This window comes from Novosphingobium sp. PhB55, from assembly GCF_004368805.1.
GTDB lineage: Bacteria > Pseudomonadota > Alphaproteobacteria > Sphingomonadales > Sphingomonadaceae > Novosphingobium.
Window position 1 is genome coordinate 228,475 of sequence record NZ_SODQ01000005.1, and the last position, 15,064, is coordinate 243,538.

14 protein-coding genes are annotated in these 15,064 nt (G+C 65.3%); 1 reads left to right on the plus strand and 13 read right to left on the minus strand.

What is annotated here, in order from left to right; translation table 11 throughout:
* Positions 1–84: 84 nt before the first annotated feature.
* From EDF57_RS13790 to EDF57_RS26225, 4 genes are all read right to left on the minus strand, one after another.
* Positions 85–990, minus strand: coding sequence for an Hsp33 family molecular chaperone HslO (locus EDF57_RS13790; protein ID WP_132264640.1), 906 nt, complete (start codon positions 988–990; stop codon positions 85–87).
* The gene (argF, locus tag EDF57_RS13795) at positions 987–1,913 is read right to left on the minus strand and encodes an ornithine carbamoyltransferase (RefSeq protein ID WP_132264638.1); all 927 of its coding nucleotides are present in this window, start codon (positions 1,911–1,913) and stop codon (positions 987–989) included. The genes EDF57_RS13790 and argF overlap by 4 nt, the downstream gene beginning before the upstream one ends.
* Positions 1,913–3,103, minus strand: coding sequence for an aspartate aminotransferase family protein (locus EDF57_RS13800; protein ID WP_134094719.1), 1,191 nt, complete (start codon positions 3,101–3,103; stop codon positions 1,913–1,915). The genes argF and EDF57_RS13800 overlap by 1 nt, the downstream gene beginning before the upstream one ends.
* A gap of 140 nt (positions 3,104–3,243) precedes the next feature.
* Positions 3,244–4,023 (minus strand): cold-shock protein, encoded by a 780-nt coding sequence (locus tag EDF57_RS26225; protein WP_132265300.1) that lies wholly within the window; start codon positions 4,021–4,023, stop codon positions 3,244–3,246.
* Between the two features lie 300 nt (positions 4,024–4,323).
* Between EDF57_RS26225 and EDF57_RS13810 the strand changes: the two genes are divergently transcribed.
* Positions 4,324–4,752: a TIGR01244 family sulfur transferase gene (locus EDF57_RS13810; protein ID WP_132264635.1), complete on the plus strand. Its 429-nt coding sequence runs from the start codon at positions 4,324–4,326 to the stop codon at positions 4,750–4,752.
* Positions 4,753–4,789: 37 nt separating this feature from the next.
* Here the strand turns inward: EDF57_RS13810 and EDF57_RS13815 are convergent, their stop codons facing one another.
* The 9 genes from EDF57_RS13815 to pheS all read right to left on the minus strand — a co-directional run bounded on the left by EDF57_RS13815 (position 4,790) and on the right by pheS (position 14,975).
* The gene (locus tag EDF57_RS13815) at positions 4,790–5,128 is read right to left on the minus strand and encodes a P-II family nitrogen regulator (RefSeq protein ID WP_132264634.1); all 339 of its coding nucleotides are present in this window, start codon (positions 5,126–5,128) and stop codon (positions 4,790–4,792) included.
* 238 nt (positions 5,129–5,366) lie between these two features.
* The gene (locus EDF57_RS13820) at positions 5,367–6,671 is read right to left on the minus strand and encodes an ammonium transporter (RefSeq protein ID WP_132264632.1); all 1,305 of its coding nucleotides are present in this window, start codon (positions 6,669–6,671) and stop codon (positions 5,367–5,369) included.
* A gap of 29 nt (positions 6,672–6,700) precedes the next feature.
* Positions 6,701–7,039, minus strand: coding sequence for a P-II family nitrogen regulator (locus EDF57_RS13825; protein WP_132264630.1), 339 nt, complete (start codon positions 7,037–7,039; stop codon positions 6,701–6,703).
* 150 nt (positions 7,040–7,189) lie between these two features.
* Positions 7,190–7,894 (minus strand): endonuclease/exonuclease/phosphatase family protein, encoded by a 705-nt coding sequence (locus EDF57_RS13830; RefSeq protein ID WP_132264629.1) that lies wholly within the window; start codon positions 7,892–7,894, stop codon positions 7,190–7,192.
* A 99-nt stretch (positions 7,895–7,993) separates the two neighbouring features.
* Positions 7,994–9,529 (minus strand): peptide chain release factor 3, encoded by a 1,536-nt coding sequence (locus EDF57_RS13835; protein ID WP_132264627.1) that lies wholly within the window; start codon positions 9,527–9,529, stop codon positions 7,994–7,996.
* Positions 9,530–9,726: 197 nt separating this feature from the next.
* Positions 9,727–10,476 carry an SDR family NAD(P)-dependent oxidoreductase gene (locus EDF57_RS13840; protein ID WP_134094720.1) on the minus strand — a complete coding sequence of 250 codons (750 nt, stop codon included), beginning with the start codon at positions 10,474–10,476 and terminating at the stop codon, positions 9,727–9,729.
* 13 nt (positions 10,477–10,489) lie between these two features.
* Positions 10,490–11,380: an aldose 1-epimerase family protein gene (locus tag EDF57_RS13845; RefSeq protein WP_243841063.1), complete on the minus strand. Its 891-nt coding sequence runs from the start codon at positions 11,378–11,380 to the stop codon at positions 10,490–10,492.
* Between the two features lie 56 nt (positions 11,381–11,436).
* Entirely contained in the window at positions 11,437–13,857 is a 2,421-nt protein-coding gene (gene pheT, locus EDF57_RS13850; protein ID WP_134094721.1) for a phenylalanine--tRNA ligase subunit beta, read from the minus strand.
* 20 nt (positions 13,858–13,877) lie between these two features.
* Positions 13,878–14,975, minus strand: a complete 1,098-nt coding sequence (pheS, locus tag EDF57_RS13855; protein ID WP_134094722.1) for a phenylalanine--tRNA ligase subunit alpha — start codon at positions 14,973–14,975, stop codon at positions 13,878–13,880.
* Between the last annotated feature and the right edge of the window lie 89 nt (positions 14,976–15,064).

Here is a 15,064-nt window from a genome sequence, read left to right on the forward strand (position 1 = left end):
GTATTTCGTGCCTGAGGCTTGGTCATGGGCCCCATATCGTCATTCCCCGCCGACAAGACAAGCCGGTCGGCGGGATGAAAATTACTACACGGGGACGTGCAAGATCTTGGAACAGAAAGCACAATCCACGGGAACCATACCCGTTTCGTCTCGCATGTCGGCCTTTTCGCTTTCGGGGAAGCGTTCGAGGATGTTCCGATAGTATTCCACCGAACAGCGGCAGCCGCGCTCCAGCGGCTCCAGCGGCTCGACCCGGACTTCGTCTTCCTCGTGGAAAAGCCGCCAGACGAGCTGCTCCAGATTCAGCACCGGATCCACCAGTTCGGCCGGCTGGACGCTCTGGGTCATGATCGAGACATGCTCCCAATCCGGATGCGTCTCCTTGGCATGGAGCCGCTCCTTGCCTTCCTCGCCGTCCGGCAGGTGCTGCACCAGCAGTCCGCCGGCCACGCAGCGCAGTTCATTGGAGCGAACCGAAACGCGGATGACGGTAGGCAACTGCTCGGACTGCGCGAAATAGTTCTCGCAGGCTTCCGCCAGCGAGGCGCCTTCCAGCGGCACCACGCCCTGATAGCGCTGGTTCGAGGCTTCCAGATCGAAAGTGATCGCCAGGTAACCGGCGCCGAAGATCGCCTCCAGCGAGCAATCTTCCTCAAGCCGCTCGACCAGGTCCGGATCGTGGCGCAAGTAGCCACGCAGTTCCCCGTTACGATAATCGCAGACGAGCAAATCCACCGCGCCGCCCTCGGCCTGGGCCTGGAAAGTCAGCTGCGCGCCGTCCTCCTTGAGCAGAGAGCCCATCAACGCGGTCAATACCAGCGCCTCGGCCAGGACGTGCTTTACGACCTTGGGATAGCTATGCGCGGAAAGCACCGTTTCCAGCACGGGCCCCAGCCGCACGACACGCCCGCGCGCGTGGCGCGCGGGAACCGTGAAGGCCAGGACGCGATCGAACCCGGTGTCGTCGCTGCGCAGCGTATCGTCGATCACAGCTTGCCCAGCGCCCAGAGCAAGACGGATTTCTGTGCGTGGATGCGGTTCTCGGCCTCGTCCCAGGCGCCGGACTGCGGTCCGTCGATCACATCGTCCGTCACTTCCTCTCCGCGATGCGCGGGCAGGCAGTGCAGGAACATGGCATTGTCGGCCGCAGCGCCCATGAGCGCCGGGTTGACCTGGTAGGGCTGCATCGCCGCGACATGCACCTCGCCGCCGGCCTGGCCCATCGAGACCCAGGTATCGGTGACGACCACTTGCGCGCCGCGAACGGCCTCGACCGGATCCTGCGTGAAAATCACTTCGCCGCCCGCTGCGCGGGCGCGCTCGACGAAGCCGGCATCGGGCTCATAGCCTGCCGGACCGCCGATACGGATGGTGAACTTCATCAGCCCTGCCGCCTCGATCAGCGAATTGGCCACGTTGTTGCCATCGCCCAGCCAGGCGAGCTGAAGCCCGGGCAGCGAGAAGCCGCGCTCGACGATGGTCAGCAGATCGGCCACGATCTGGCAGGGGTGCGAAAGGTCGGTAAGTCCGTTGATGACCGGCACGTCGGCATGGCGCGCCAGTTCCTCGATCTTGGCGTGATCGTCGGTGCGGATCATGATCGCGTCGACCATGCGGCTGAGCACGCGGGCGGTATCCGCCACCGTTTCGCCGCGGCCGAGCTGCGTCGAACCCGATTCGAGGATCAGTGCACTGCCGCCGAGCTGGCGCATGGCCATGTCGAAAGAGACGCGCGTGCGAGTCGAGTTCTTCTCGAAGATCATCGCCAGCACATGACCGTCCAGCGGAGCGTCGGCATCGGGCTTGCCCTTGGGCCACCCCTTGCGTGCCGCCTTGCGGTCTATGGCATCGTTGATCATCGCGGCCAGGACGGGGCCGCCGGCGTCACTCAGGTCTACGAAATCCCGGCTCATCAGGCCACCCCTTCAGGCTGGTAGCTTGCCGCAGCCGCGGAAAGCCGGTCCATGAACTCGTCGATGTGGCTGTCGTCGATCACCAGCGGCGGCAGCACGCGCACGACGTTGTCGCCCGCCGAAACGGTCAGCACCTGATGATTGTCGCGCATGTGGGCCACGAAGGCGCGCGGTTCGCTCTTCAGCTTGATGCCGATGAACAGGCCGCGCCCGTGGACCGATTCGAACAGCTCGGGGTAATTGCCGATGAACTGTTCCAGCCGGGCGCGCAGGCGTTCGCCCTTGGCGCGAACATCGGCGAGGAAGGCCTCGTCCGAAACCACGTCGAGCACCGCGCCGATCGCGGCCATCGCGAAGGGATTGCCGCCATAAGTCGAGCCATGCGCGCCGATCACCATGCCGCGCGCGGCCTTCTCGGTGGCGAGGCAGGCGCCGACGGGGAAGCCGCCGCCGATGCCCTTGGCGGTGGACATGATATCCGGCACCACGCCGAACTGCTCGTAAGCATAGAGCGTGCCGGCGCGGCCGACGCCGCTCTGCACTTCGTCGAGGACGAGCATGAGGTCATGCTCGTCGCAAAGCTGGCGCAGGCCCTGGAGGAATTCGTCGGAGGCGATGCGTACGCCGCCTTCGCCCTGGATCGGCTCGACCAGGAAACCGGCCGTGTTGGGGCCGATCGCAGCCTTGGCCGCTTCCAGGTCATTGAAGTCCAGATACTTGAAGCCAGGCAGCAGCGGCAAGAAGCCCTTGTGCATCTTTTCCTGGTTGGAGGCGCTGATCGTCGCCATGGTCCGGCCGTGGAAGGCGTTGTTGAACGTGATCAGCTCGTACTTATGGTCGTTGCCGACGTGCTGGTGATAAGCGCGCGCAGTCTTGATCGCGCACTCCACCGCTTCCGCGCCGGAATTGGTGAAGAACACGGTATCGGCAAAAGTCAGGTCGATGATGCGCTGGGCAATCGCCTCGCCCTGCGGGCTGCCGTAAAGATTGGAGACGTGCATCAGCGTCTCGGCCTGCTTCTGGATCGCGCCGATCAGGCCGGGATGCGAATGACCCAGCAGGTTGACGGCGATGCCGCTGGCGAAATCGAGGAATCGGCGACCGTCTTCACTGATGAGGTGGCAGTGTTCGCCGCGAACGGGCCGAACGCCGCACCGGGGGTACACGGGCATCAGCGGAGTGATCGACATGACGGAATTCCTCGATAACGAAACAGTGAAGTGAAAACGGGAATCGCAAACGACAAATGGCGGCCCTATCCGGACCGCCATTTGCGCGCTTTTAGGTGTTTGCAGGCTCCCGGTCAAACACCGGAAGCGTTGCAGGCTGATCAGCCCTGGAGCGGCGCCAGGTTGACCGCCGAGTACTTGCCTCGTCGATCGACCTCGATGTCGAACTCCACGCGATCGCCTTCGTTCAGAGCGCCAAGGCCCGAACGCTCGACAGCGCTGATGTGAACGAATGCGTCCGGCTGGCCGTCATCACGGGTGATGAAGCCGAAGCCCTTCATGGAATTGAAGAACTTCACGGTGCCGGTGGCCTTTTCGCCGGTCAGCTGACGCTGCGGCGCAGGCTCGCGCTTTTCGACGGGGATCACGTCGCCGACGACGACGAGTTCGCTGGCCGAAATCTTGCCGCCGCGATCGACGAGCTGGAATTCGAGCTGCTGGCCTTCAGCCAGGCCTTCGAGGCCGGCACGTTCCACTGCGCTGATGTGCACGAAGACGTCTTCGCCGCCTTCATCGCGCTGAATGAAACCGAAGCCCTTGGCGCCGTTGAAGAACTTTACGACGCCCTTGCCCTGGCCGACGACCTGGGCAGGCATTCCGCCGCCACCGCCGCCACCGCGGGGTCCGCCGAAGCCGCCACCGCCGCCGCCGCGCGGGCCGCCGAAGCCGCCGCGATCACCGCCGCCGCCGCCGAAGCGGTCACCGCCGCCGAAACCACCGCGGTCACCACCGCCACCGCCGAAGCGATCGCCGCCGCCACCGAAACGGTCACCGCCACCGAAACGATCCTGGCCGGCGAAGAACGGATCGAACTCGTTCTCACCAAAACCACCATCGCGCTTGTCGCGTCCCCTTCCGCGACGACCTCTGTCAAAACCCATGTCTACGAACGTACCTTCGCTGCGCCCCAAAAAGCATAAACCCGGTCACGTGGACGAACCGCGCCGGGCGGCAAGCAAGACAGCCGGGACAAGCCGGATCCTACCTGCGATCTCCAGTCATACACGAGGTTCTGCCACATGGCGAACACAATTACGGTCCAGAATCCCGTCCAATCGACGAAATAACGCATTTTCACGACGTTCCGGCTTGCTTTTAGCGGGAACAGGGCGCTTGACGTGGACGAATTTCAGGCCGAACCGGGGCGCAAACAGCCCGTTTCATACCGGAGACTCGCTTTCATGTTCCGCCAGATCACCGACTCCGTCTTCGCCAGCCCGCAAATCGGCACCGAAGCCATCGCCGAAGCGAAGGAAATGGGAATCGTGCGGATCGTCAACAACCGCCCCGAGGGCGAGAGCGACGATCAGACCCCGGGCGATGCGATCGAGGCGGAAGCGCGCGCCGCGGGGATCGACTATGTGGCCATTCCCGTAGGCCATGGCGGTTTCAGCCAGGCCCAGGTCGATGCCATGGCCAAGGCCCTGGATACTGCCGATGGTCCGGTTCTGGCCTATTGCCGTTCGGGTACGCGATCGACCCTGCTCTGGGCGCTGGCCCGTGCCAAGGCGGGGGACAACCCTTCCGTGATCGCATCGAAGGCCGCCGCAGCGGGCTACGACGTCTCGCCGATCCGCCAGCTTATCGATATGTTCGCCGCCGGCAATTGAGCCTGCCGGCTGCCCGGCGCTTCGGGGCTTTCGCGCGCTAGAGCGCGATTTCGCCCTGTTCGCCGGTGCGGACGCGCAGCACATCGGCCAGGTCGAAGACGAAGATCTTCCCGTCGCCGATTTCCTCGGTGCTGGCCGTGTTGCGGATGATTTCTATCACCGTGCCGGCAAAAGCATCCGAAACGGCGATTTCCAGCTTCAGCTTGGGCACCATGCTCGAGGCGTATTCCGCGCCGCGATAGATCTCGCTCTGCCCCTTCTGCCGGCCGAAGCCGCTGACTTCCGAGACTGTCAGGCCCGAAATTCCGGCGGCGGACAGCGCCTCCCTGACTTCGGCGAACTTGAACGGCTTGATGATCGCGATGATGTACTTCACGCCCGTTCTCCTGGCCGGTTCAAGCCCCGAAAGGCCGGTTCAAGTACCCGAGGGCTCCTGCGCGGAAGCTGCAGGGCGAGCATCCCACATCCGGGCGCGACCACAAAGCGATTTGGCACGAAAAATGGGCCGGAGCGGCTGGCTCCGGCCCTTGAGTTTGTGTTCGCAGGAGGAACATCTGTAGGCGGCGACGGGTGAGAGGAGAGGAGGAAGTACCCGCCGCTGCCAAACTTGAAGCTTAGTTGTAGGCGCGCTCGCCGTGCTCGCCGATGTCGAGACCTTCCAGTTCGACTTCGGGAGCGACGCGCAGGCCGGTGACTGCCTTGGCGACATAGATCGCGACGACGGTGCCGATCGTGGAGATCACGATCGTGGCGAGAACCGCTTCGAACTGGATCACGAGCTGCGAGCCGATCGAGAAGTCCGCCTTGCCCGGGCCGCCGAGCGCCGGCGAACAGACGATGCCGGTGCCGATGGCGCCGACGATGCCGCCGATGCCGTGGACGCCGAAGGCATCCAGCGCGTCGTCATAGCCGAGCATGGGCTTGAGCTTGCTGACGGCGAAGAAGCAGATGATCGAAGCGACCGCGCCGAGAACGATGGCGCCGAAGGGACCCGAATTGCCAGCAGCAGGGGTGACGGCGACGAGGCCGGCGACGACGCCCGAGCAGAAGCCCAGGGCCGAACCCTTGTGACCGGCCAGACGCTCGGCGAGCATCCAGAACAGGCCGGCAGAGGCGGTGGCGACGAAAGTGTTGATCATGGCAAGGCTGGCGGCGCCGTTGGCCGAGAGAGCCGAGCCGGCGTTGAAGCCGAACCAGCCCACCCACAGCAGGCCGGTGCCGACGAAAGTCAGCGTCAGCGAGTGCGGCGGCATCGGTTCGTTGGGGTAGCCCTTGCGCTTGCCCAGGATCAGCGCGGCCACCAGTGCCGAAACGCCGGCATTGATGTGGACCACGGTGCCGCCGGCATAGTCGAGCGCGCCGAGACCGAAGAAGTAGCCGGTCGGTGCCCAGACCATGTGCGCGATCGGGAAGTAGACGATCGTCAGCCAGATGGCCGCGAAGACCATGACTGCCGAGAACTTGATGCGTTCGACCGTCGAGCCCAGGACCAGCGCGATGGTGATCGCCGCGAAAGTCATCTGGAAGCAGACGAAGACGTATTCGGGAATGGTGCCCGAAACCGAATCGGGGGTGATGCCCTTGAGGAAGGCCTTGCCGAAGCCGGCGACGAAGGCGTTGCCGCCATCACCGAAGGCCATGGTGTAGCCGTACATGACCCAGATCAGCATGGCGAAGCTGGCTGCAGCGCCGATCTGCGTCATGGTGGAGAGCATGTTCTTCGAGCGGGTCAGGCCGCCGTAGAACAGGGCGAGGCCAGGCAGGATCATCAGGAAGACGAGCAACGTCGACGTCAGCATCCAGGCGGTATCGCCCTTGTCGATGGTCGGCGTGGCGGCGGCGTCCTGCGCCCAGGCAGGCATGGCGGCGAACAACGACGCACCCAGTGCGCCGGCGCCGCAAAGAATTTTGCGGTTCATCGTGGTTTCCCTCCTGTCGAAAGCGCCGGTCAAAGCGCGGTATCCCCGGACTCGCCGGTGCGGATGCGCACGGCTGCAGCCAGATCGAGGACGAAGATCTTGCCGTCGCCGATGGCTTCGGTGCTGGCGACCTGCTGGATCGTTTCCACGATCTTCGGCGCCAGATCGTCCGGCGCGGCCACTTCGATCTTCACTTTCGGGAGCATGTTGGTCGAATACTCGGCCCCACGATAGATTTCGGTCTGACCCTTCTGGCGCCCGAAGCCCTTCACTTCGGACACGGTCATTCCGGCGACACCGATTGCGCCCAACGCTTCCCGAACTTCGTCGAGCTTGAAGGGTTTGATGATGGCTATGATGAACTTCATGCCTATCCCCTGTTTGTTACCGGCCCCGCGCCGGCTGAAAACAGGATATGCAAAGGGCGTGCCAATTCTTCGATTGGCTCAATTCGGCCTGAATTTAATCAGCCGAACGCAAGTGCAGCATGATGCGTCGCTCGATTCGTGAGCACTTGCCTATTTTTTAGGCAACTCAAGCGAGGCGAACACGGGCAGATGATCGGATCCTATCGCCGAGAGCGCGCTGTGGTGCACATTTGTTCCCAGGACAGACCACTGCTCGGACACAATGATGCGGTCCAGCCTGGCCATCGGCCTGCGGGAGGGGAAGCTGCGGCCCGGCACCAGAACATGCCAGGGCGCGTGAAACTCCCGGAAACAGCCGCCATTGGCCGACCATTCGTTGAGATCGCCCATCATCACGGTGGGCACGGCGCTATCGCAGCGGGCGCAATGGTCGAGGACGCTTCGCACCTGCAACCGGCGGCGCAGTCCGGAAAGGTCGAGATGCATGCCCACGACCCGGAAACGATGCCCCTCCAGCGAGAGATCGGCCCGGATCGCCCCGCGCGGCTCCAGCACCGGGAGCGGGACGGGCTCCGCCGCGAGCAGTTCGATGCCCTTGCGGACCAGGATGGCGTTCCCGTGCCAGCCCAGGCTGTCCGGCTTCATCGACAGCGGCACCGGCACATAATCGGTGGTGGTATGGATCGCATCGAGGGGAAGCGCACTCATCCGGCGGCCGAAACGGCGGTCCACTTCCTGCAGGGCCACAACGTCCGCATCGATCTCGCGCAGGACGGTCAGGATGCGCTCAGGGTCTCGCCGCCGGTCGAGACCGACGGCCTTGTGAATGTTGTAGCTGGCGAACTTGATCTGCAACGAACGACTTTCCGGCCAAGGGGATAGCGTAGCAATCCGCCGGAATAGCATGAGGTTCCCGGTTCGTCGTCCCGGACCTGATCCGGGACGACGAGATCCTCAACGCTCCTTGGTGGCGCTGAAGGTCAGGTCCGGGTTGCGTTCCTGCTGATAGCTGACGTCCCAGGCCGAGCGCGCCATGAACACGGGGTCGCCGTCGCGGTCCTTGGCGAGGTTCATCTTGTTGAATTCGGCGAAGTCGCGCAGCGTCTTGTCATCGCCCTTGATCCAGCGGGCGGTGTCGAACGGCGAGCCTTCCAGCACGGCCTCGACCTTGTACTCGGCTTCGAGGCGGCTGATCAGCACGTCGAGCTGGAGCTGGCCGACCACGCCGACGATCCATTGCGAACCGATCTCCGGGTAGAACACCTGGATCACGCCCTCTTCCGACAGGTCGTCCAGCGCCTTCCTCAGCTGCTTGGTCTTGGTCGGATCCTTCAGGGCGACGCGGCGCAGGATTTCCGGCGCGAAGTTCGGCAGGCCGGTGAAGCGCACCTGGTTCTTCTCGGACAGGGTGTCGCCCACGCGCAAGGTGCCGTGGTTGGGAATGCCGATGATGTCGCCCGGCTCGGCATTGTCGGCGATCTCGCGGTCCTGCGCGAAGAACAGGATCGGGGAGTGCACCGCGATCGGCTTGCCCAGGCCCGAGGGCGTCAGCTTCATCCCGCGCTTGAAGGTGCCCGAGACCAGCCGCATGAAGGCGATACGGTCGCGGTGCATGGGGTCCATATTGGCCTGGACCTTGAAGATGAAGCCGGTGACTTCCTTGTTCTCCGGCTCGATCGTGCCTTCGTTCGAAGGCTGCGGGCGCGGCGGCGGAGCGAACTTCTCGATCGCGTCGATCAGTTCGGTGACGCCGAAGTTCTTAAGCGCCGAGCCGAAGTAGACCGGGGTGAGGTCGCCGCCGCGATAGGCGTCGACGTCGAATTCGGGATAGCCGGCCTGGGCCAGTTCCAGTTCCTCGGCCACGGCTTCGGGCAGGGTCACGTTCTCGTCGACTTTGCCGAGGAACTCCTTGCTCGGCCCTTCCGGACGGCTGACCTTGCCCGTGGCGATGTCGAGAATGCCTTCGAACAGGCCCCCCATGCCGACCGGCCAGGACATCGGGCAGACGTCCAGCGCCAGCATGTCGGCCACTTCGTCCATCAGGTCGAAGCAGGCGCGGCCTTCGCGGTCGACTTTGTTGATGAAAGTGATGATCGGGACCGAGCGCAGGCGGCAGACCTCGAAGAGCTTGCGGGTCTGCGGCTCGATGCCCTTGGCCGCGTCGATCACCATGATCGCCGAATCGACGGCGGTGAGCGTGCGGTAGGTGTCTTCCGAGAAGTCTTCGTGGCCCGGCGTGTCGAGCAGGTTGAAGGTGATTCCGTCCCGCTCGAAGGTCATGACCGAGCTGGTCACGGAAATGCCGCGCTGCTGCTCGATCTTCATCCAGTCCGACCGCGCGCGCCGCGCGGCGCCGCGTGCCTTGACCTGCCCCGCCAGATGGATCGCGCCGCCTTGCAGCAGCAGCTTCTCGGTCAGGGTGGTCTTACCGGCGTCAGGGTGCGAGATGATCGCGAAGGTGCGCCGGGACTGGTGGGGGACATTGCTCATCGGCGCGCTATTAGTGGGCGCGGGGCAAGATGGAAAGGGCGGAAAGGGGACACGGCCCACCGCCGCTACCCAGCCCACCTTCGTCATTGCGAGCGGAGCGAAGCAATCCAGGGGCCGTCTTGCGCCGCTCTGGATTGCTTCATCGACTCCGCCTCCTCGTGGATGACGAAGGTTGGGGCGTGGGAGAGAAGCCGCGCTCAGCCCTCCCGCGCGACCTGGAAGCCCGCGAAAGACTGGCTCACCGGCATCAGTTCCAGCGTGTTGATGTTAAGGTGCGCCGGCAAGGTCGCCACCCAGAGCACGGTTCCGGCGATATCCTCGGCCGTCATCGGATTGGCGCCGCCATAAAGGTTGTCCGAAGCCTGCTGGTTGCCGCCCGTGCGCACGAGGGTGAACTCGGTCTCCACCATGCCCGGCTCGATCGAGGTGACGCGCACGCCCGTACCCGCAAGGTCCGAGCGCAACCCGAGCGAGAACTGGTGCACGAAGGCCTTGGTGCCGCCGTAGACGTTGCCGCCGGTGTAGGGATAAGTCGCCGCCACCGAGGACAAGTTGACGATCGCGCCCTTGCGCTCCACCAGCGCGGGCAGCAGCTTGTGCGTAAGCGAGACCAGCGCCGTGACGTTGGTGTCGATCATGGTCTTCCAGCTTTCCAGCGAGGCGCTCTGGGCCGGCTCGGTGCCGAGGGCGAGACCGGCATTGTTCACCAGACAATCGATGCCTGCGAATTCGGCCGGGAGCGCGGCGAAGGCGGCATCGCGCGCGGCTTCGTCGCGCACGTCGAAGACGGCGGCGTGGAACGTGTCCTCGCCCAGTTCGGCCTTCAGCGCGTCCAGGCGCTCGGCCCGGCGGCCGGTGCCGATCACGCGCCAGCCGGCGTCGATGAACGCGCGGGCGCAGGCCTCGCCGATACCGGAAGTGGCGCCGGTTACGAGTGCGGTCTTCATCGGGAAAGGTCTCCTAGTCGGCGGTCAGGACGGTAACGTCCATGCGAAAGCTGCGGTTTGCACCGGGGTCGAGCGAAAGCACGCCGGGCTTGGCGCGGAATTCGCCGGTATAGCCCAGGGGATCGGCGATGCCCTGCCACGGTTCGATGCAGAGATAGTTCGCCCCCGGCTTCTGCCAGATCCCGAGCATCGGCGTGTCCGGGAAAGCAACGGCAAGCTGCCCGCCGCCGGGTGCGCCGAACGTGAGCGCCCGGCTGGCGAGCCGGTCCCAGATCAGCGCGTCGGTCTCGAACTGCGCGGGCTCGGGCGTCAGCAGATGTCCCTCGACCGGCGTCGCCACCGGTTCGGGCAGAACGAGGCCGGTCGGCATGTCGATGCGGCGAATCGGCTGGGGTTCCGGCTGCTCGAAGGCGATCGTGTGATCGGCCTTGGCCGCGCCGCCCGGCAGCGGCCAGGCGAAGGCGGGATGATAGCCGAAGCTGAACGGCATGACCTCGCCGCCCGCATTGGTCACCGTGGCCTGGGTGTGGAGGCTCATGCCTTCCAGGCGGAAGTCCAGGTCCAGCGTGAACGCGAAGGGATAGACCTTGCGCGTCTCGTCGCTGTCGCGAAGGCGGAGGCGGACGTGATCGCCCGCAATCTCCACGAGTTCGAACAGCGAATGGCGCGCGAAACCATGCTTGGGCAGTTCGTATTCGCGGTCACCCAGCCGATAGCGATTGCCGTTCAGCGCGCCGACGATGGGGAACAGGATCGGAGCATGGCCGGTCCAGAACGCCGGATCGGCATCGGTCATGTATTCGAGGCCCGCGTGGTCGGTGAGCGACCAGAGTTCGGCCCCGAACAACGCGATTCGCGCCGTGAGGTCGCCGGAAGAAATCGTCACGAAGTCCATGTCGGTCACCGGCTATCTCCGAAAGGGTTCGTCGCCCCGGACCAAGTCCGGGACGACGTATTGCATCAACCCCGCAGAACCGCGCCCAGCTTGGCGGCGGCGGCGGTCACCTTGTCGCTGATCGCCTTGAGGTCTTCTTCCTTGTAGCTCTTGTCCAGAGGCTGAAGCGTGACTTCGAGCGCCAGCGACTTCTGGCCCTCGGGCACGCCCTGCCCCCGGAAGTCGTCGAACAGGCGGACCGAGACGATGTTCGCCTTGTCCGCGCCCGCCACCATGCGGACGAGATCGCCTGCGGCCTGCTCGACCGGCACGAGGAACGCGAAGTCGCGCGTCACCGCCTGAAGCGCCGGGGGCGCATAGCGGGTGCGGGCGAAAGTGGCGGCGCCCTTCTTGCCGGGGATCGCGTCGAGATAGATCTCGGCCACGGCCACCGGGCCTTCGATGTCGAACTGCTTGGCCACGGTGGGGTGCAGCATGCCGAAGCGGGCCAGCACGTTCTTGGGGCCGAGGCGCAGCGTGGCCGACTGGCCGGGGTGGAACTGCGGGCCATGCCCGGAGTCGTCAACGCCCATCACTTGCAGCTTCTCGACGGGCGCACCGGCTTCGGCCAGCAGCGCGGTGACTTCGGCCTTGGCGTCGTAGGCGTCGAACGCGGTCGCCTTGCCCGTTGCCCAGCCGCGCGAGACCTTCTCGCCCGCGAGCACGAAGCCGAGCGCCAGACGCTCGTCGCTCGCACCGCCCGCGCCGCGCAGATAGCGACGGCCGAGTTCGAACAGGCGCAGCGACGACGCACCGCGATCGAGGTTGCGCTTGGCCGCCATCAGCAGGCCCGGCAGCAGCGAAGGCCGCATGACCTTCATGTCCTCGCTGATCGGGTTGGCCAGCGACCACAAGGCATGGCCGTCCGCAAAGGCATCGGCCTCGGCGGTGGGCAGGAACGACCAGGTAACCGCCTCGTGCAGCCCCCGCGCGGCAGCGGCGCGGCGAACGCGGCGCTCCAGCGCCTGCGTCGGCGTGGCGGTCGGGCGGGCGACGCCGTCGGCGCGCGGCAGGGCGACGCTGGTCACCTTGTCGAGCCCGTTGATGCGGACCACTTCCTCGACGATGTCGGGCGCGCCGTCCACGTCCGGACGCCAGCCGGGAACGGTGATGGCCCACGACTTGTCGAAGTTCGCCTGCTCGGCGACGACCGAGAAGCCCAGGCTCTCCAGGATGCGCTGCTGTTCGCCGGGCTCGATCGCCACGCCGCCCAGCTTCTCGGTCAGCGCCGGATCGAAGTGGACGATCTTCGGCGTCGCCGGGGCCGCGCCGCTGCGCACCGCCTGCGAGGCTTCACCGCCGCAGAGCGTCTGGATCAGCTGGGTGAGGTGGTCGAGGCCGGTGTCGAGGAAGTTGGGATCGATCCCACGCTCGAAACGGCTGCGCGCGTCCGAGGTGAGGTTGAGCTTGCGGCCCGTCTTGGCGATGCGCTCGGGATCGAAGTAGGCGATTTCGAGCAGGACGTCGGTGGTTTCGTCACCGCAGCCCGAATGCTCGCCGCCCATGATGCCGGCAATGTCGTGCACGCCCGAATCGTCGGCGATCACGGTCATCTCGGCATCGAGCGTGTAAGTCTTCTCGTTCAGCGCGACGACCGTCTCACCGTCCGTCGCACGGCGCGCCACGACCGCGCCGTTCAGCTTGGCCAGGTCATAGGCATGCGCCGGGCGGCCATAGGCCAGCATCAGGTAGTTGGTGGCATCCACCAGCGCCGAGATCGGGCGCTGGCCCGCCGCCTTCAGGCGATCCTGCAGCCACTGCGGCGAAGGACCGTTCTTCACGCCCTTGATCACGCGGCCATAGAACGCCGGGCAACCCTCTGCATCGTCGGTGCGCACTTCCACCGGGCAGGGGAAGCTGCCGGGAATGTCCAGCACTTCGATCGGCTTCAGCGTGCCGATGCCGACGGCGGCGAGGTCGCGCGCGATGCCGTAGACGCCCATACAGTCCGGACGGTTCGGGGTGATGGCCACCTCGATCACCGGATCGGCGCCGTGGTAGTCCGCGAAAGGCGTGCCGACCGGCGCGTCCTCGGGCAGTTCGATGATGCCGTCGTGGTCTTCGCCCAGCTCCAGCTCCCGCGTGGAGCACATCATGCCGTTCGATTCGACGCCGCGCACGGCCGCAACCTTCAGCACCATGCCGTTGGCGGGCACCGTGGCACCGGCAAGGCCGAGCACGCCGACAAGCCCCGCACGCGCATTGGGCGCACCGCAGACGACCTGGAGCACGCCCTCACCCGTATCGACGGTCAGGACCTGCAGCTTGTCCGCCTGCGGATGCTTGTCCGCCGTCAGCACCTTGGCCACGCGGAAGCCGGCCAGCTTGGCGGCGGGGTCTTCGATGCCTTCGACCTCAAGGCCGATGGCGTTGAGCTTCAGCGCGATATCCTCAAGCGAGGCGTCGGTCTCAAGGTACTGCTTGAGCCAGGAAAGCGAGAACTTCATTTTCTAGATCCTTCCCGCGCTCAGGCCGGAGTGCCAACGCCGCCCGAAAGGGTCGGCACGTCGAGGGCGGAGAAACCGTAGTGGGAGAGCCAGCGCACATCGCCGTCGAAGAAGGCGCGCAGATCGTCCATGCCGTACTTCAGCATGGCAAGGCGATCGATGCCGATGCCGAAGGCGAAGCCCTGCCATTCGTTCGGATCGAGCCCGGCGAATTCGATGACGCGGCGGTTGACCATGCCCGAGCCGAGCACTTCCATCCAGCCGCCCTCACCCTTCGACGGATCGCCGCCGATCACGCGCTTGCCGTCGATCAGGGTGAAGCCGATATCCGCTTCCACCGAAGGTTCGGTGAAGGGGAAGTAGCTGGGGCGCAGGCGCAGGACGATGTCCTCACGCTCGAAGAATGCCTTCAGGAAGGTTTCCAGCGTCCACTTCAGGTGGCCCAGGTGCACGTCCTTGTCGATCACCAGGCCTTCGACCTGGTGGAACATCGGCGTGTGGGTGGCGTCGCTGTCAGAGCGATAGACGCGGCCCGGCGCGATGATGCGCAGCGGCGCGCCCTGCGCCAGCATCGTGCGCATCTGCACCGGCGAAGTGTGCGTGCGCAGCAGCATCTCACGGTTCTGGGCGTCGCGGTCCGGGAAGTAGAACGTGTCGTGCATCGCGCGCGCCGGGTGGCTTTCCGGCATATTGAGCGCGGTGAAGTTGTGCCAGTCGTCCTCGATCTCCGGCCCGGTGGCGACCGAGAAGCCAAGGTCGGCGAAGATCTCGGCAATCTCGTCCATCACTTGCGAGATGGGGTGCACGGTGCCGCGCGGCGCTTCGGGTGCGGGCAGCGAGAGGTCAATGGTCTCGGCGGCGAGGCGGGCGTTCAGCGCCGCCGTCTCCAGCGCGTCCTTGCGGGCGGCGAGCGCGTCGCTCACGCTTTCACGCAAGCTGTGGATCTTGGGCCCTTCGACCTTGCGCTCTTCGGGATCGAGCTTGCCTAGCGTCTTCAGCAGGCCGGAGATCGAACCCTGCTTGCCCAGAAACTCGACACGCAGCGCCTCCAGCGTATCGAGATCGGATGCTTCCGCAATCCGCGAGAGCGCCTCCTGGCCGGTTGCTGCGTAGTCCACTGGTGGTCTGCCTGACTGTTGCTGATATCTGGAAGCGCGGTCCTTAAGGGGACGGCCGGCAAATCGCAACGGCGGCAATCGCGATGACA